Here is a 16,955-nt window from a genome sequence, read left to right as displayed (position 1 = left end):
TCCCCGGCCGACGACAGCCGACCGGGGAAAGCGGCCGACTACGACTCCTCGACGCGCACCAGATGCACGGCCGTGCTGGACCAGCCGCCGGGCGCGAGATCGAGCCGCATCCCGTACTCGCTCAGCACGTTCGCATGGTGCACGGCACCCGTACGCGCGTCCCGGTACCGGGCGCCGGGCGTCAGCCCCCGCAACCGCACCGGAATCCGGGGCAGGCCGTGCCGAGGCCCGTACCGGAAGCCCAGCACCAACGCCTCGGCCGCGTCCTCACCGACGTACTCCACCACCGTCGGCTCCTCACCGAGCGGCCCCGACAGCCGGTACAGCTCCCCGTGCTGCACGACATGCCGCACCTTCTTGTACTCGGCCACCAGTGCCGCGCCCTCCGCCAGCTCCTCCTCGGACCAGCGCGTCAGATCACCGCCGATCCCGAGCAGCCCGCACATCGCCGCGTGGAATCGGAACCGCAGCGGCACCGAACGCGCCGTGAGCTGATTGGGTACGTCGGTCACCCACGCCGACATGGCACGCGCCGGGTACACCTGCCCGAACCCGTGCTGGATCACCAGCCGGTCCACGGCGTCCGTGTTGTCGGACGTCCACGCCTGATCCGTTCGGGAGAGGATGCCGAGGTCGACCCGGCCACCACCGCCACTGCACGTCTCCACCCGCAGTCCGGGATGGTCGGCGCGCAGCCGGTCGATGACGCCGTACAGATTCGCCACGTACCGCGTCCACAGCCGGTCGTTGCCGTCCCGCTGCTCCGGCCAGCCCGACTCGCCGAACGCCCGGTTCATGTCCCACTTGAGGAAGTCGACCCCGTGGTCCCCGACCAGCCGGGTCAGCCAGCCGTACGCCCACTCGGCGACCTCGTCGCGCGCGAAGTTCAGGACGAGCTGGTTGCGCATCTCGGTACGGGCCCGTCCTGGCACATGCAGCACCCAGTCGGGGTGCTCGCGATACAGCGCGCTGTCCGGATTGACCATCTCCGGCTCGACCCAGATCCCGAACCGCATCCCGAGCCGGTGCACGGCGTCGGCCAGCGGACCGAGGCCCTCGGGGAACCGCTCCGGAGTCGGCGTCCAGTCGCCAAGACCCGCGCGGTCACTGCGTCGCGCCCCGAACCAGCCGTCGTCCACGACATACAGCTCCACCCCGAGTACGGCGGCCCGCTCGGCCAGCGCCTTCTGGCTCGCCTCGTCGACGTCGAAGCCGGTGGCCTCCCACGAGTTGTAGAGCACCGGCGCCAACTCCCGTGCCCGGGGCAGCACATGGGTCGTGGTGTACGAGTGCCAGGCACGGCTCGCCGCCCCGAACCCGCCGTCCGTGCACAGCCCGGCGAACACCGGCGTGGTGAACTCCTCGCCCGGCGCGAGGGGGACCGAGGTCCCCTCGTGGCCGACGCCTCCGGTGAAGCCGGCCAGCCCGTCGGGGGTCCGCTGGGCCGTGATCCGCCAACTCCCGCTCCAGGCGAGGGCCGCGCTCCACACCCGGCCGTGCTCCTCGGTCGCCTCGCCCGAGTCGAGCATCACCCACGGGTTGGCGTGGTGACTCGTGATACCGCGCCGACTGGTGAGCACCGTCTCCCCGAACGGCAGGGCGTCGCGCCGGAGTTGGCTCTCGGCCGACCACTGGCCGGTGACATGGCTGAGCCGGTAGCCGGGGAGCGGCGGCAGTGTCCAGGCGGCGGAGTCGGCGCGCAGCAGGTCGATGTGCTCGTCACCCGCGTTGCGGATCACGGTCCGGCGCTCGATGACGTCCGTGTCGGCGCGGACCGCGTAGTGCAGTGCGACATGCAGGGGGTAGCGGCGGTCACGGAACTCCAGCACCAACTCGTGCGCCCCGGACGCCGGTTCGAGGATCTCGTGGCCGGTCGGCACCCACTCGAAGCCACGGGAGGAGTCCGCGTACCGGACCTGGAGCGAGGGCGGGCCGTAGCGGGTGCCGCCGTCGACGGGGAGTTCCTCGCCCACCGGAGGACGGCCCTCGAAGCTGCTCGCCGTCTCGACTGGCGGAACGATGAGCGCGCCCGCCTCCGGCAGGGTCAGCCGCGGTCCCCACGCGAGATGACAGGGCGCGCCGGTCTCGTCGATCCGCAGCGCGTACGACGTGCGCGGGGTGGTGAGCAGCCAGACCCCGGTGTCCGGGTCGTGGGAGATCAGCGGCATGGTGCCTCACGTTCGCGTGACCATCGATCATGTGTCAATGGGGTGCTGGTTTCGGTCTTTCGTAAGTCTAGGGGCGGTCGCAGTGGTACTTCGTTCCATCCCTGCTTCTTTCATTGACAGCGGAAAATAAGCGACCTAGGTTCCGGCCATGCCCTCGATGTCCTCGACACGCTCGGCCTTCGGTGCCGAGGTGTTTCCGGCCCATACGCCGGCCGCCTCGCAGATCTTCACCACGGTCCTGTCCCACGGCCCGCTCACCCGCGCCGATGTCGCCCGGCGCGCGGGCCTCTCCGCCGCAGCCGTCACGAAGGCGGTCCGGCCGCTGATCGAGGCCGGCTATCTGGTCGAGGACACGGACGACGAGGTACGTCCTGTGGTGGGGCGGCCCGCGAGCCTTGTCCGCGTCGACGGCGGGCGGGCGCTGTTCATCGGCATCAAGATCACCGGCGACGAGATCTTCGGCGTGCTCACCGACCTGTGTTGCCGGATCCGCGTCGCCCGGAACCTTCCGCTGCCCGCCCGTGCCCCCAAGACGGTGCTGGCCTCGGTCGCCGAGCTGGTCCGGGAGCTGCTCACCGAGGCGGACGGCTTCGGGGTGCCGGTGCTGGGGTGTGGCATCGCCGTCGCCGGAGAGGTCGACCGCGTCGAAGGGGCCGTACGCTATTCGCCGTTCCTGGAGTGGCGTGACGTGCCGCTCGCCGAACTCGCGGCCATGACCACGGGGTTGCCCGTCGCGGTCGACAACGACGTGCGCGCGCTCACCGTTGCCGAGCAGTGGTTCGGCGCGGGCGTGGGACTGTCCGACTTCGCCGTGGTGACCGTCGGCGCGGGCATCGGCTGCGGGCTCGTGGTCCACGGTCGCGTGGTCGCGGGGGCGCACTCGGTGTCCGGCGAGATCGGGCATGTCACCATCGATTCGGCCGGCCCGGCCTGCCACTGCGGCAAGCGGGGCTGCCTGCAGGCGTACGCGGGGGACGCGGAGATCGTCGCCAGGGTCCGGGAGATCACGGGCGCCTCGATCACCGACAGCGCCGAGGCGGTCGCCCTGGCCCACGCCGGCCATCCGGGAGCGCGGGAGGTGTACGCGCGGGCCGGTGACGCGATCGGGCGGGGCATCGCCACGGTGGCCAATCTGCTCGGCCCCCAGCGGGTGATCATCTCCGGCGAGGGGCTGGCCGCGTACGACCTGTTCGCCGAGCAGATCCGCGACGCGTTCACCGCCGCAGCCTTCGGCTCCGCCGCCCGCTGCGATCTGGTGACCCGGCCGCTGCCCTTCGAGGAGTGGGCGCGTGGAGCGGCGGCGACGGCGATCCGGGCCTTCATCAGGGCGGATCAGTAGCGGCAGGTCAGGACTTCGGAGTCAGCCCGAACCCGAACCCGGTGCCGGACCCGCCCCGGTCCCTGTCGTACCGCTCCCTGCCTCCCCGCCCGACGGGATCAGCCCCTCCCGATAGGCGGCCGCCACCGCCTCCCCCCGGTTCGCGACGCCCAGCTTGGCCAGGATGTTGGAGACGTGGACGCTGGCCGTCTTGCCGCTGATGAACAGCTCTTCGCCGATCCGACGGTTGCTGCGGCCGAGGGCGAGCAACCGCAGAACCTCCTGCTCACGGGCGGTGAGAGGCGTCGAGGCGGCGCGGGAACCCTCGGCGGGGGAGGGGGTGGTGAGCCCGCTGCGTCCGATCAGGGCGTCCAGTTCCCGGAGCAGGGGCGCGGCACCCAGCCGTACCGCCGTCTCGCGAGCCGTCCGGGCCTGTGCGGCAGCCTCCTCGCGGCGGCCGTCCGCCAGCAGGGCCTCGGCGAGCCGCCTTCTGCAGCGCGCCTGTTCGTACACCTCACCGAAGCCGAACGCGGTGACCGCCCGCTCCCACGCCTCGGCCTCGGGACCACCCGTCGCCCGTGTCCACTCCGCCTCCGCACGGGCCAGCCACGCCAGCCCTTCCGGGCCCTGCGGGGTGCCGTCCCGGCCGCTCAGGGCCTGGGACCGGGCCAGCTCCAGCAGCTCCGTCGCCGTGTCCGTCCAGCGGATCGTCCCCGCCTCGTCGCCGGACCCGCGCAGCCGTACGGCTGTGTCGGCGACGGCGGCCAGGGCGAGGGCGGCGAGCCGGACCGACACCTCCGGGCGGGCTCCGGCGTCGTCGGTGAGCGCCTTCACCGTGCTGTGCGCACGCTCGACGGCCGCCTCCGGGTCCCCCGCTCGGGCGGCGGCGTCCGTGAGCACGACGCTCGCGACCATGGTGGCCATCCAGTCGAACGGACCGTCGAGAAGGGCCCGCGCACGGTCGACGGCCCCCAGGTCGCCGCGTGCCAGTGCCACGTACAGCGAAGGCCCCACCACATAGCCGACGGCCGCGGGGAGCACCTCGGTGTCGGCCGTCGCCGCGCGGACGCACTCGTCCCAGCGGCCCAGCGTGTACAGCACCAAGGACTGCAGGTAGCGCATCTCCCGGGGATAGGGCGAGGAGAGAAGACCGGCGCGGCGGGCGCGGTCCAGGCCCTCGGAGAGCCACGGCAGGCACTCGTCCAGCATTCCTGACTCGTAGCAGCCGATCGCGAGACTGAACAGGGCGCGCATCTCCACCGGCGGACTGCCCGCCCGCCGGGCCAGCTCACGGGCCTCCCGGAGCCGCTCGCGGCCCTGGGGTGTCCGACGGCCCCCGGCTTCGAGAGCCGCCAGGGAGATCAGGAGATCGGCCTGCGCGTCCAGGATCCGAAGCTCCTCGGCGACCGAGAGGGCCTGGCGGGCCACCCGCAGCGCGGTGTCGTTGTCGCCCATCTGGCGTGCCGCCATGACATGGGTGGCCGCCGCCCACACCCATGTCCGGGACGGAGGATCGGCCGGGATCATGGCCAGCGCCTCGCTGCTGTACGCGAACGCCGCCGCCAGATGGTCGACGTTCATGAGGTTGTCGGCGAGCGTGTAGCGGACGCGGGCCGCGAGTTCGGCGTCCGTGTCCTGGCCGACCCCGGCGAGCGCGGCCCGGGTGAGCGACACCGCGCGGTGCGACTCCCCGGCGTGCGCCGCCGCGGCGGACGCCCGCAGCATCAGCGTCACCGTGTCCAGGCCCTCACCCTTGGGGCGTGCACTCGCCTCCACCGCCGGCCACATGTCGAGGGCGGCCTCCAGATGCCGTAGCTCCTCGGCGGGCGCGCCCACGCAGTCGGCGTGCTCGGCGGCCTCCAGCGACGCGGTGAGCGCCTCGGTCAGGTCGTGGCTCTCCCGGTAGTGATGGGCGCGCTCCGCCGCACTCTCGGCAAGGTGGCCCCGCCCGGACAGCAGCCGCGCGAACGCCCCGTGCAGCCGCGACCGCTCGCCCGGGAGCAGATCCGCGTAGACGGCCTCGCGGGCGAGCGCGTGCCGGAAGGAGTACGTGTCGCCCTCACCGGGGACGAGAAGCTGCCGTCCCACCGCCTCGCGCAGCGCCGACTCCAGCTCGTCCTCCGGCAGTCGGACGGCGTCGCTCAGCAGATCGTGCTCGACGCGCCGCCCGGCGACGGCGGCCGTGCGCAGCACCTGCTGGGCGGTGTCGGACAGTTGCTCGAAGCGGATGAGAAGAACGTCGGCGAGTCCGCTGGGTACGCCGCCCGACTCCGTGTCGGTGGCCGCGAGCAGCTCCTCCGCGTAGAAGGCGTTGCCCTCGGCACGCTCGACGATCCGCCGCACGGTCGTGTCGGGCAGCGGCCCCTCGCCCAGGGCACGCACCAGGCGGGCCACCTCGGCGTCGTCCATCGGCCGCAGCTCCAGCCGCTCCACGGCGGGCAGCCGCACCAGCTCCGCGAGGAGTGGACGCAGCGGATGCCGACGATGGAGATCGTCCGCGCGGTACGACGCGAACACCGCGAGCCGATGCCCCGGCGCCCCGCCCGTGGGCCCCTGGAGCACGCCCCGGCTGAGCAGGAACCGCAGCAGATCCCGGGACGACTGGTCGGCCCAGTGCAGGTCCTCCAGGACGAGCAGCAGCGGAGCGACCTCGGTGACATCGGCCAGCAGCCCGGCCATCCCCTCGAACAGCCGCAGCCGCCCACCGGCGTCCCGTATCCCCTCCTCGGCCCCGCTCCCGAGCAGCCGCCCGACCACGGGATGCGCGGCAAGCGCCCCCGCGAACCGCTCGTCGGCGGCCAGCACCCCGAGAACCTCGGTGAACGGCAGATAGGGCAGACCGACATCACCGAGATCGACACAGTGCCCCGTGAGCACGGTCATACCCCGGTCCGAGGCCTGCCCGGCGACCTCCGCGAGCACCCGAGTCTTCCCCACCCCGGCGTCTCCGGCGATGAGCACGGCCCGGGCTTCACGGACCCGGGCACGGTCCAGGACGCCGGAGAGACGGCTCAGCTCGTCGTCACGGCCGATGAGAGGGGTGTTGAAGAGGTTTTGAGACACGAACGAATCCTGACAGACACCACTGACAACCCAGGCCCACCAAGGCTCAGCGCAAGGTCTCCGCCCAGTTCGCCGGCACGCGCCCCGCGGGCCCCGGAGCCGGCTGGTCCGCCGGGTGGCTCGCCGGGGGAGTGAGGGCCGGGCCGGACTCGTACAGCTCGCTGGTCTCGAAGTTCCAGAACCAGTGCTCGCCCGGCTCGTAACTGGCGATCACCGGATGGCCGGTCTCCCGGAAGTGGCCGGTGGCGTGCTTGGCCGGGGAGTCGTCGCAGCAGCCGATGTGACCGCACTGGGCGCAGCGCCGCAGATGAAACCACCAGCCGCCGACGGCGTCGCACTCGACGCATCCGGCACCGCTGGGCGGGACGCTGGGGTCGATTCCGGTGTCCTTGGTCATGACGGCTCCTCGGCCGGGGCGGAGCCCCCGGCGGTGTCGGTGTCGCTGTCGGGGTCGACAGCGGTGAGGGGCAGCAGCACCTGGAAGCGGGTGTCGCCGGGGACGGACTCGACCTTCAGGTCGCCGTGGTGCTTGTTGACGACGATCCGCCAGGAGATGTCGAGCCCCAGACCCGTGCCCTCGCCCACCGGCTTGGTGGTGAAGAACGGGTCGAAGATCCGGCCACGGATCTCCGCCGGCACCCCCGGGCCCGTGTCGCGGAACTCCACCAGCAGCCGGTCGTGCACCAGCGCCGTGCGTACGGTCAACGTCCCTTCCCCGCCGCCCTCGCCCTTGATCGCGCAGACCGCGTTGTCGATGAGGTTGGTCCACACCTGGTTCAGCTCGGCGGGGTACGCCGGAATCCTCGGGAGCGAACGGTCGTACTCCTTCACGACCTTGACCTGCGCGCCGATCTTGCCCGACAGCATCAGCAGGGTGCTGTCGAGGAGTTCGTGCACGTCGGCCACCTGGTAGGGGGCGCGGTCGAGCTGCGAGTACTGCTTGGCGGCGTCGACGAGGTGCGAGATACGGGTGGTGGAGTCCTCGATCTCGTTCATCAACAGCTCGGTCTCGATCGTGTAGTTGAGCCACCCGATGGCGTTCGGGAGCATCTCCGCCTCCACGGCCGCCGCGACCTGTTCCAGCCAGTCGACGTCGAGGCCGCCCTGCACGAAGGTCGGCGCGATCTGCCAACTGCCCTGGACGCCGTGGTCGTCGAGCCAGTCGGCGAGTTCGTCCTCCCGGTCGGAGGCTTCGAGGGGGCTCAGCGCCTGGGCCTTGGCGACCCGCTCGGCCGTCCGCTCCTGGATGGCGACCAGGCTCTTCAGGGAGTCGCCCCGGTAGGGGCCCGAGGCGAGGATCCCGAGCTTCTGCCGCATGTGCGCGACCCGGTCCCGCAGCGACGAGGTGGCCCGTACGGCCGCGGCGGCCGGGTTGTTGAGTTCATGGGTGAGACCGGCGGACAACGAGCCCAGCGCCAGCAGCCGTTCGCGCTGTCCGATGGCCCGCTGGGTGTTCTGCGAACCGAGGAACAGCCCCTCCAGGAGATGGACCGCCATCGGGAACCACTCGTGCATGATGTCCGCGAACGAGTCGGCGGGCAGCACGAAGAACCGGGTCGGTTCCGGGACCCGCAGCGAGTTCCGGTACACCTGTGGCTTCCGGTCCCCGAGATACGCCTGCACGGCCCCCGCGTACACCCCGGTCTGGGACGTACGGCTCACCTCGACGTCGTCGCCGCCCACCCGGCGCGACATCACGACCGTGCCCTCGATCATCACGTAGAAGCAGGTGGCCGGGTCGCCCTCGGTGAACACCGGCCCGGGGTCGAACAGTTCGACCCGTCCCTCGCCGCACAGCCTGCCGAGCTGCTCGGCGGTCAGCTTCTCGAACAGGAACAGCGCGCCGATCTCCGCCGGGCTGCACGGCATCAGCCGCCCGCTCACGACTGCTCCAGATACCGGTGTACGAGCATCACTGCCATGGCTCCCTCTCCGACGGCGGACGCGACCCGCTTGGCGGACTCCGCGCGAGCGTCCCCCGCGACGAACACGCCGGGGATGTTGGTCTCCAGGTGGTACGGCGGCCGGTCCAGCTCCCAGTCCGCCGGGGGCCGCCCGTCGGCGGTCAGGTCGGGGCCGGCCAGGATGAAGCCGCGTTCGTCGCGCAGTACCGTGCCGTCCAGCCAGTCGGTCAGCGGGGCCGCGCCGATGAACACGAACAGCCACTGCGCGTCGACCAGTTCGGTCTGTCCGCTCGCCGTGTCGCGCAACGTCAGCTGTTCCAGGTGGTCGCCGCCGTGCGCGGCCTCGACGACCGTGGCGGCCCGCACCGAGATGTTCGGTGCCTCGGCGATCTGCTGGATCAGGTAGTACGACATCGACGCGGTGAGATCCGCCCCGCGCACCAGCAGCGTCACCGACTTGGCGCCCCGGGACAGGTACATCGCCGCCTGCCCCGCCGAGTTGGCGCCGCCCACGATGTACACGTCGTGGCCCTGGCAGGCGGCGGCCTCGGTCAGCGCCGACCCGTAGAACACCCCGCAGCCCGACAGATCGATGGCCCCCGGCGCCTCCAGCTGCCGGTACGACACACCGGTCGCCAGGATCACGCTGTGCGCGGCGATCGCCGACCCGTCCGCGAACCGCACGAGCCGAGCCGCACCGCTCACCTCCAGGCCGGTCACCTCCCGCGCGGAGAGGATCTCGGCGCCGAACTTCGTGGCCTGCCGCCGCGCCCGGTCGGTGAGCTGGGCGCCGGACACCCCGTCCGGGAACCCGAGGTAGTTCTCGATGCGCGAACTCTGCCCGGCCTGCCCACCGGTCGCCGACCGCTCCACCAGTACGGTCCGCAGCCCCTCGGAGGCCCCGTACACGGCAGCGCCAAGGCCGGCCGGCCCGCCGCCGATGACGACGAGGTCGTAGAACTCGGCCGTGGGGGTCGTCGCAAGGCCCACCTGCGCGGCCAGCTCCGGCACCTCCGGCTCGACGAGCGTCGCACCCTCGGCCGTGATCACGACCGGCAGCCGCTGTCCGTCCTGCCCGCAGGCCGCCAGGAGCCGCTGCCCCTCGGGCTCCTCGGTGGAGTACCAGCGGTACGGCACCTGGTTGCGGGCCAGGAACTCCCTTACGTCCGACGACCGCGCCGACCACCGGTGCCCGACCACCTTGGTGCTCGGCACCGGCCGGAAGTCACTGCACCGCCACGCCTCCAGGAGATCGTCGAGCACCGGATAGAGCTTCTCCTCCGGCGGGTCCCAGGGCTTGAGGAGGTAGTGGTCGAGGTCGACGACGTTGATCGCGTCGATCGCGGCGTTGGTGTCCGCGTAGGCGGTGAGCAGCACCCGCCGGGCGCCCGGATAGACATCGAGAGCCTGTTCGAGGAACTCGATGCCGTTCATCTGCGGCATCCTGTAGTCGGCCAGGATCACCGCCACCAGATCACCGCGCAGCTTCAGCTCCCGCAGCGCGTCCAGCGCGGACTCGCCGGACTCCGCGCGCACGATCCGGTACGACTCGCCGTAGCGCCGCCGCAGGTCCCGGGCGACGGCCCGGGACACTCCGGGATCGTCGTCCACGGTCATGATGACGGTCCGCGCTGCGTCCGCGGCCTGTGCCATACGTCTCCCACCCCGAGTGGTCGGATTCACCGGGCGGCGTCACCGGTGCGGCGCGCCGCCTCCGCCCCATCGTATGTTCGATGGCCCCGCTTCGCTCCGGTTCGGTTCCCCGGCGCTGCCAGGTCCGCCGCGTCCACGATCACCTGTTCCCGCTCCGAAGTCGTGGGCACACGGTAGTGAAGACTGGGGTCCGGTACGCATGATCACGACTGACCACGACCGGACCACGACACGGAGGGAACCGTATGACGCGCCCGATCACGGCAGGGGTGGACGGAACGCCCGAAAGTCACGCGGCGCTGGACTGGGCGGCCCGTGAGGCCGTACGCCGGAACCTCGCGCTGCGCGTGCTGCACGCCTGGCAGCTGGTGCCGGACCAGGCGTTCGGGGCCGCCTCCCGGGAGACCCATGACGCGTGGGTGCGGGAGGGCGTGGACGAGGCCGCGCGGACCGTCGCCGAACGCCACCCCGAGCTGGACGTCACCGTCGACGTGATCGAGGGCAGCACGGCGCACACCCTCGCCGAGGCCGCCGCGGAGGCCGAGCTGCTGGTGCTCGGCTCCCGTGGGCACGGGGTCCTCGTCGGGTTCCTGCTCGGGTCCGTCGGGCAGCACGTGATCGCCGAGTCGACGCGGCCCGTGGTGCTCGTACGGGCGGAGGACCGCGCCTCCGGCGAGGCCGGCGGGCGCGAGGTCGTCGTGGGGCAGCACGGCGACCCGGAGGAGAGCGCACCGGCCCTCCGGTTCGCGTTCGAGGCCGCGGCGGCTCGCGGCGCCTCCGTCCGCGCCGTACGGGCGTGGAGCCTGCCGCCGCTGTTCGCGTACAGCCCGGGCTCGCTGAAGCTCCTCGACGAGGCCGGCGGCATGGAACCGTACGAGAGGAACGCGCTCGCCGCCGCGCTGGAACCCTGGATCGAACGCTTCCCCGACGTGCCCGTCACCCAGCACGTGGAGATGGGCAGCGCGGGCGAGGTGCTGCTGTCGGTGGCCTCGCGGGCACAGCTCCTGGTCGTCGGGAGGCGCGCCCGCCGCTCGGCCGTGGGCGCGCGGATCGGCTCGGTCGCCCACGGCGTACTGCACCACGCGCACTGCCCGGTGGCCGTCGTACCGCACGACTGACTCAGACGGGCGGCGCCGCCTCCTCGTCCGTCGGCAGGGGCAGCGACTCGCGGGCCTTGGGGAGGATGTTGACGATGTAGTCCTTGACCGCCTCGCCCAGCCCGATGTCGTGCTGCGCCCGCTCGGACAGGTACCAGCGGTGTTCCAGGAGCTGGTGGTAGATCTCGGCCGGGTCCACGTTGCCGCGCAGCTCGCGCGGCACCTCGCGCACGGTCGGCCGGAACACCTCCCGCACCCAGCGGTGCGCGAGCACCTCCGGGCTGGCGCCGAGCGGGTCGCCCGGCTCGTAGTCGTCCTGGGTGGCCATCCAGCTCTCCAGGTCGCTCAGGAGCCGCCGCGCCTGGTTCTCCTCGGTGTCGAGCCCGGTCAGCCGCAGCAGTTGCCGCTGGTGGTGGCCCGCGTCGACGACCTTCGGTACGAAGGTGACCGTGTCGCCGTTCGAGGAGTGCTGGATCTGCATCTCGGCCACGTCGAAGCCGAGTTCGTTGAGGCGCCGGATGCGGCGCTCGATGTAGTGGTACTTGCCCGCCGGATAGACGGAGGTGCGGGTCAGCTCCTGCCAGAGCCGCTGGTAGCGGGCGCAGATCTCCATGCCGAACTCGATCGGGTCCACGGAGGGGTGCAGCGCCCCCGACGCCTCCAGGTCCAGCAGCTCACCGCTGATGTTGACGCGGGCCAGGTCGAGGTCGTACTCGCGCTGCCCGTCGCTGAGCTGCGGGTGCAGATCGCCGGTCTCGGCGTCGACGAGGTAGGCGGCGTACGCGCCCGCGTCGCGTCGGAAGAGGGTGTTGGAGAGGGAGCAGTCGCCCCAGGCGAAGCCGGCGAGGTGGAGGCGGACCAGCAGGACGGCCAGCGCGTCCATCAGGCGGTGCATGGTGGCCGGACGCATGGTCGTCTCGAACATCGAGCGGTACGGCATCGAGCCGCCCAGGTGCCGGGTGATCAGCACCGGCTCCAGGGGCTCACCGTCGTCGTCGGCCCGACCGGTGACCACACCGAGGGGGTCCACGGCCGGGATGCCGAGCCGGTCCAGGTCCACCAGCAGCTCGTACTCGCGCAGCGCCGGGCGCTCCGCCAGCTCCTTGACGGCGATCACCTCGTCGCCGGCGCGTGCGTAGCGCACGACGTGGCGGGAGATACCGCGCGGCAGCGGAACGAGATAGCGGTCGGGCCACTCCTCCAGGGGGAGGTGCCAGGGCAGTTCGAGCAGGAGTACGGGGTGCTCGGGGTTGGTGGCGCTGATCTGCAATGCCATGGCTTGACCGTTCTCGTTCGTTCTCGTCCCGCCGGTGATCGGCAGCTCACTCTAGAACGCCACGTCGCTGGGCCCGTTCCCGCGCCTGCCCGGCCGCCTCCCGCACGCTGCCGTGGTGCACGGGACCATGGCCGGGGAGTACGACGTCCGCCGCGAGTCCCTCCAGCAGGTCCAGTGAGGCCACGGCACGCGCCCGCTCGCGGTGGAACATGTCGGGCAGCAGCTGCGGGCCCTTCAGGCGGGATGTCGGATGACCGCTGACCAGGGCGTCGCCCGAGATGACGACCCCTGCGTCCGGGAGATGGAAGGCACAGTGCCCGTCGGTGTGCCCAGGCGTGTGCACGGGAACAGGCCCGCCCGGCAGGTCCAGCGACTCCGGGAACGGCTGCGGCTCGATGACCGGCACCTGCGCCGTACCCCCGGAACGGATCGCGTGCACCGCCCACGGCAGTACGCCGGGCCGCCACCCGTTCTTCAGCACCTCGCCGACGCTCACCTGGTGCAGGAAGTCCCGGCGCGCGTGCGGCACTTCGGCCTCGTGGGTCAGCACCGGCGTGCCGTACGTGGAGCGCAGGTACTCGGCCGAGCCGATGTGGTCGTTGTGGGCGTGCGTCACGAGTATCGCCGCGACCGCCTCCGGTGAACTGCCCACCTGGGACAGCGAGTCGAGCACCAGCTGGCGGTCGCCGGGGTACCCCGTGTCGATCAGGGTGACGGCGTCCCCCTCGCCGATGATCACCCAGTTGGTGTTGCTTCCGTGCACGAGGTAAATGCCATCGGCGACTTGCTGGACGTCTGCCCGCATGATCTTCCCGTTCTGCAGTTCGCTGCCGGATGACGCACAGCAAAGCAGACGGCGGGGGAGTGGCTCACCACGGGGCGGGCCCCGCTGCCCTACCGCACCCCGTGCGGCCGGAACTGGACGCTGATCCGTGGGCCCGTGGCCCGTGTGCTCTTGGGAACGGCGTGCTCCCAGGTCCGCTGACAGGAGCCGCCCATCACGATCAGGTCCCCGTGCCCCAGCGGACGCCGTACCGTCTCGCCGCCGCCGCGCATCGGCCGCAGCAGCAGGTCGCGCGGCGCGCCCACGGAGAGGATCGCGACCATGGTGTCCTCCCGCGCACCACGCCCGAACCGGTCACCGTGCCAGGCGACACTGTCCCGCCCGTCCCTGTAGTAGCAGAGCCCGGCCGTGGTGAACGGCTCCCCGAGTTCGGCGGCGTAGTGCGCGCCGAGCGCGTCCCGCGCGCGGGCCAGCACCGGGTGCGGCAGCTCGTCCCCCTCGCCGTAGAAGGCCAGCAGCCGGGGTACGTCCACGACCTGGTCGTACATCTTGCGGCGCTCGGCCCGCCAGGGGACCTCGGCGGCCAGCTGTTCGAACAGGGCGTCGGCGCCGCCCAGCCAGCCGGGCAGTTCGTCGATCCAGGCACCGTGACCGAGCGTCGTACGGCGCATTCCGGTCAGCGCGCCGAGCCGCAGCTCGTCGGTCTGGTCGAAGAGGGAGCCCTGGAGATGCGCGGTCATGGAACCAGCGTACTCCGCTATTCGAATACGTGTTCCTATTTGGGCGTGGCGAAATCTTGTCCCTCCCGACCACTTTGGATACATCGATGTATCGGATACATTCCCGTATCGAACGGAGGGCTGGACATGGCGGTCGAGGGAGCAACCGGGCGGGTGACCAGGCGCCGGGTCCGCACGCGGGCCAATCTGCTGGAGGCCGCGTTCGCGGTGTTCGCCGCGAAGGGGTTCGGGCGGGTCTCCATCGAAGAGGTCTGCGAGGCCGCCGGCTACAGCAGAGGCGCCTTCTACTCCAACTTCGACAGCCTCGACGAGCTGTTCTTCGCCCTCTACGGGGAACGCGCCGGCCTGATCGCCGACCAGGTCGCGGGCGCCCTCGCCCTGGACGGCCCGGACCTCGACGTGCCCGCCGCCGTCGACCGGGTCACCGAGGTCCTGCTGCTCGACCTGGACTGGCTGCTGGTCAAGACCGACTTCCTGGTCCACGCGGCCAGGTCCCCAGCCGTCGCCCAGACCCTCCTGGAGCACCGCGAACGCCTCCGGGGAGCCATCGCGGACCGGCTCGCCCGGGCCACCGGGCACACCGAACTGCCCGCCGTACTCGGCGACGCCGAGGGCGCCGCCCACGCGGTGATCGCCGCGTACGACGGGGTCACCACCCAACTGCTGCTCGACAAGGACGTCGAGCACGCGCGCGCGTGGCTCAAGCAGCTGCTCACCGCACTGCTCACCCACGGCAGCGACAACCCGGCCGCGCGCAGCGGCGGATGAGAAAGGGAACGGTCGCCATGGATGCGGACGTCATCGTCGTCGGAGCCGGCCTCGCCGGACTGGTCGCGGCGCACGAGCTGACCAGCAAGGGCCGACGGGTCGCGCTCGTCGACCAGGAGAACGCCGCCAACCTCGGCGGGCAGGCCTTCTGGTCCTTCGGCGGGCTGTTCCTCGTCGACTCGCCGGAGCAGCGGCGCGTCGGCATCAAGGACTCCTTCGACCTCGCCTGGAGCGACTGGCAGGGCAGCGCCCAGTTCGACCGCGTCGACGACGAGGACTCCTGGGCGGTCAAATGGGCGCGCGCCTACGTCGAGTTCGCGGCGGGGGAGAAGCGGTCCTGGCTCGCCGGTCACGGCATCTCGTTCCTGCCGACGGTCGGCTGGGCGGAGCGCGGCGATCTGCGCGCCCACGGCCACGGCAACTCCGTACCCCGCTTCCATGTCTCCTGGGGCACCGGCACCGGAGTCGTCGAGCCGTTCGTGCTCAGCGCCAAGCAGGCCTCCCGCGCGGGGCTGCTGACCTTCTACCACCGCCACCAGGTCGACGAGCTCGTCCTCACGGACGGCGCCGTGCGCGGGGTACGCGGCACGGTCCTCGCCGAGGACACCTCACCGCGCGGAGTGGCGTCCAATCGGGACCGCATCGGCGACTTCGAACTCACCGCCCAGGCCGTGATCGTCACCACCGGCGGCATCGGCGCCAACCACGACATCGTGCGCCAGTACTGGCCCGAGCGGCTCGGCAAGGCCCCGGCGCAGATGGTGACCGGTGTGCCCGCCTACGTCGACGGCCGCATGCTCGACATCAGCGCCGAGGCCGGCGTCCGGCTGGTCAACCGCGACCGCATGTGGCACTACACCGAGGGCATCCAGAACTGGAGCCCGATCTGGCCAGGACATGGCATCCGCATCCTGCCCGGCCCGTCCTCGATGTGGTTCGACGCGCTGGGCCGCCGCCTCCCGGACCCCTGCCTGCCCGGGTACGACACCCTCGGCACCCTCAAGTACCTGCGCACCACCGAGGATTTGGCCGAGCACGACCACTCCTGGTTCATCCTCACCCAGCGGATCATCGAGAAGGAGTTCGCGCTGTCGGGCTCCGAGCAGAACCCCGACATCACGGCCAAGAACCGCAAGGCGTTCCTCAAGGAGCGCATCCTCGGCAAGGGCGCCCCCGGCCCCGTGGCCGACTTCGTGAAGCACGGCGCGGACTTCGTGATCGCCGACAACCTCGACCAACTCATCGGCAAGATGAACGGGTTGACCGACAAGCCGCTGCTCGAAGCGGACCGGGTGCGCCGCCAGATCGAGGCCCGCGACCTCCAGATCGCCAACCCGTACAGCAAGGACGCGCAGATCCAGGGCATCCGCAACTCCCGCCGCTACATCGGCGACCGGCTCGGCCGCACCGCCACCCCGCACCGCATCCTCGACCCCGAGGCGGGCCCGCTCATCGGCGTCAAACTGCACACCCTCACCCGCAAGACCCTGGGCGGCATCCAGACGGACCTCGACTCACGCGCACTGGGCGCGACGGGCGAACCCGTCGAGGGGCTGTACGCGGCCGGTGAGGTGGCCGGCTTCGGCGGTGGCGGTGTCCACGGCTACAACGCCCTGGAGGGCACCTTCCTCGGCGGCTGCCTCTTCTCGGGCCGCGCGGCAGGACGGGCGGCGGCACGCGCGACGGCCTAGGGTCCGTCGCCGGACGTCAATAGGCCGACCAGTACCGAAGCATGGCTCCGCTCAAGGGACTTGGTGGCGCTCACGAGCGTCACCGGGCCCTTGGCGGCCAGTTCACGCAGCGCGTCGAGGGGCTCGGCCGCCGCAGGTGCGGCCAGCTCCGCCTCGTACCGGCGCCGGAACTCCTCGTACGCGTCGGCCTCCTGGGCGTGGTACCAGCGGCGCAGTTCGGTCGACGGGGTGAGCGCCTTCGGCCACTCGTCGACTTGCGCCGCCTCCTTGGACAGGCCGCGCGGCCACAGCCGGTCGACCAGGACGCGTACGCCGTCGTCCGGCTCGGGAGGGTCGTAGACACGGCGGACGCGGACGGTCACGAGCGGCCTCCGGCGGGGGAGAGACGGGTTCACTGGCCGAAAGAATGATGGGGTCGGCCGCCGGGGCTCGCAACTTGACCAAAAGGAGGAGGATTCCGTGCGGTGGCGCCTCTAGGGTGAAAAGCCTGAAG

Annotated in this window: 13 protein-coding genes; 4 read left to right on the top strand and 9 right to left on the bottom strand. The window is 71.7% G+C overall.

The window, feature by feature from the left end:
• Nucleotides 1–38 precede the first annotated feature (38 nt).
• Complete coding sequence (locus ACFYXF_RS37875; protein ID WP_389356516.1) at nt 39–2,168, bottom strand: alpha-galactosidase; 2,130 nt, start codon at nt 2,166–2,168, stop codon at nt 39–41.
• 148 nt (nt 2,169–2,316) lie between these two features.
• Between ACFYXF_RS37875 and ACFYXF_RS37870 the strand changes: the two genes are divergently transcribed.
• Nucleotides 2,317–3,507, top strand: coding sequence for an ROK family protein (locus ACFYXF_RS37870; RefSeq protein WP_389356515.1), 1,191 nt, complete (start codon nt 2,317–2,319; stop codon nt 3,505–3,507).
• 21 nt (nt 3,508–3,528) lie between these two features.
• Here ACFYXF_RS37870 and ACFYXF_RS37865 read toward each other — a convergent pair whose 3' ends face one another.
• Genes ACFYXF_RS37865 through ACFYXF_RS37850 form a run of 4 tightly spaced genes read right to left on the bottom strand, consistent with a single transcriptional unit; the run spans nt 3,529 to nt 10,106 of the window.
• Nucleotides 3,529–6,549: an AAA family ATPase gene (locus ACFYXF_RS37865; RefSeq protein ID WP_389356514.1), complete on the bottom strand. Its 3,021-nt coding sequence runs from the start codon at nt 6,547–6,549 to the stop codon at nt 3,529–3,531.
• Between the two features lie 46 nt (nt 6,550–6,595).
• Nucleotides 6,596–6,946, bottom strand: a complete 351-nt coding sequence (locus ACFYXF_RS37860; RefSeq protein WP_389356513.1) for a UBP-type zinc finger domain-containing protein — start codon at nt 6,944–6,946, stop codon at nt 6,596–6,598.
• On the bottom strand, nt 6,943–8,433 hold the full coding sequence (locus ACFYXF_RS37855) for an ATP-binding protein (protein ID WP_389356512.1): 1,491 nt from the start codon (nt 8,431–8,433) through the stop codon (nt 6,943–6,945). Before ACFYXF_RS37855 ends, ACFYXF_RS37860 begins: the two co-directional genes overlap by 4 nt.
• Nucleotides 8,430–10,106 carry an FAD-dependent oxidoreductase gene (locus ACFYXF_RS37850; RefSeq protein ID WP_389356511.1) on the bottom strand — a complete coding sequence of 559 codons (1,677 nt, stop codon included), beginning with the start codon at nt 10,104–10,106 and terminating at the stop codon, nt 8,430–8,432. Before ACFYXF_RS37850 ends, ACFYXF_RS37855 begins: the two co-directional genes overlap by 4 nt.
• A 245-nt stretch (nt 10,107–10,351) precedes the next feature.
• Here ACFYXF_RS37850 and ACFYXF_RS37845 point away from each other — a divergent pair, with 245 nt between their 5' ends.
• On the top strand, nt 10,352–11,224 hold the full coding sequence (locus ACFYXF_RS37845; RefSeq protein ID WP_389356510.1) for a universal stress protein: 873 nt from the start codon (nt 10,352–10,354) through the stop codon (nt 11,222–11,224).
• A 1-nt stretch (nt 11,225) separates the two neighbouring features.
• On the opposite strand, the gene ACFYXF_RS37840 is transcribed toward ACFYXF_RS37845, so the two are convergent.
• The 3 genes from ACFYXF_RS37840 to ACFYXF_RS37830 form a co-directional block, all read right to left on the bottom strand.
• On the bottom strand, nt 11,226–12,479 hold the full coding sequence (locus ACFYXF_RS37840) for a DUF4032 domain-containing protein (protein WP_389356509.1): 1,254 nt from the start codon (nt 12,477–12,479) through the stop codon (nt 11,226–11,228).
• Between the two features lie 46 nt (nt 12,480–12,525).
• The gene (locus ACFYXF_RS37835; protein WP_389356508.1) at nt 12,526–13,284 is read right to left on the bottom strand and encodes an MBL fold metallo-hydrolase; all 759 of its coding nucleotides are present in this window, start codon (nt 13,282–13,284) and stop codon (nt 12,526–12,528) included.
• Nucleotides 13,285–13,373: 89 nt separating this feature from the next.
• Nucleotides 13,374–14,003, bottom strand: a complete 630-nt coding sequence (locus ACFYXF_RS37830; protein WP_389356507.1) for an alpha-ketoglutarate-dependent dioxygenase AlkB — start codon at nt 14,001–14,003, stop codon at nt 13,374–13,376.
• Nucleotides 14,004–14,129: 126 nt separating this feature from the next.
• Here ACFYXF_RS37830 and ACFYXF_RS37825 point away from each other — a divergent pair, with 126 nt between their 5' ends.
• Nucleotides 14,130–14,771 (top strand): TetR/AcrR family transcriptional regulator, encoded by a 642-nt coding sequence (locus ACFYXF_RS37825; RefSeq protein ID WP_389356506.1) that lies wholly within the window; start codon nt 14,130–14,132, stop codon nt 14,769–14,771.
• Nucleotides 14,772–14,788: 17 nt separating this feature from the next.
• Entirely contained in the window at nt 14,789–16,462 is a 1,674-nt protein-coding gene (locus ACFYXF_RS37820) for an FAD-binding dehydrogenase (RefSeq protein ID WP_389356505.1), read from the top strand.
• On the opposite strand, the gene ACFYXF_RS37815 is transcribed toward ACFYXF_RS37820, so the two are convergent.
• Nucleotides 16,459–16,824 carry a DUF488 domain-containing protein gene (locus ACFYXF_RS37815; protein WP_389356504.1) on the bottom strand — a complete coding sequence of 122 codons (366 nt, stop codon included), beginning with the start codon at nt 16,822–16,824 and terminating at the stop codon, nt 16,459–16,461. The genes ACFYXF_RS37820 and ACFYXF_RS37815 overlap by 4 nt on opposite strands.
• Nucleotides 16,825–16,955: the final 131 nt, after the last annotated feature.

The sequence above is a fragment of the Streptomyces sp. NPDC002680 genome (assembly GCF_042889145.1).
Classification (GTDB): domain Bacteria; phylum Actinomycetota; class Actinomycetes; order Streptomycetales; family Streptomycetaceae; genus Streptomyces; species Streptomyces adonidis.
Note: the sequence above shows the minus strand (reverse complement) of the source record. Positions and strands in the feature narration are given on the sequence as shown.

What these genes read in the sequence shown, in the direction of transcription:
- ACFYXF_RS37875 (WP_389356516.1), bottom strand. Translation starts at nt 2,168, where the DNA reads ATGCCGCTGATCTCCCACGACCCGGACACCGGGGTCTGGCTGCTCACC.
- ACFYXF_RS37870 (WP_389356515.1), top strand. Translation starts at nt 2,317, where the DNA reads ATGCCCTCGATGTCCTCGACACGCTCGGCCTTCGGTGCCGAGGTGTTT.
- ACFYXF_RS37860 (WP_389356513.1), bottom strand. Translation starts at nt 6,946, where the DNA reads ATGACCAAGGACACCGGAATCGACCCCAGCGTCCCGCCCAGCGGTGCC.
- ACFYXF_RS37850 (WP_389356511.1), bottom strand. Translation starts at nt 10,106, where the DNA reads ATGGCACAGGCCGCGGACGCAGCGCGGACCGTCATCATGACCGTGGAC.
- ACFYXF_RS37845 (WP_389356510.1), top strand. Translation starts at nt 10,352, where the DNA reads ATGACGCGCCCGATCACGGCAGGGGTGGACGGAACGCCCGAAAGTCAC.
- ACFYXF_RS37840 (WP_389356509.1), bottom strand. Translation starts at nt 12,479, where the DNA reads ATGGCATTGCAGATCAGCGCCACCAACCCCGAGCACCCCGTACTCCTG.
- ACFYXF_RS37835 (WP_389356508.1), bottom strand. Translation starts at nt 13,284, where the DNA reads ATGCGGGCAGACGTCCAGCAAGTCGCCGATGGCATTTACCTCGTGCAC.
- ACFYXF_RS37830 (WP_389356507.1), bottom strand. Translation starts at nt 14,003, where the DNA reads ATGACCGCGCATCTCCAGGGCTCCCTCTTCGACCAGACCGACGAGCTG.
- ACFYXF_RS37825 (WP_389356506.1), top strand. Translation starts at nt 14,130, where the DNA reads ATGGCGGTCGAGGGAGCAACCGGGCGGGTGACCAGGCGCCGGGTCCGC.
- ACFYXF_RS37820 (WP_389356505.1), top strand. Translation starts at nt 14,789, where the DNA reads ATGGATGCGGACGTCATCGTCGTCGGAGCCGGCCTCGCCGGACTGGTC.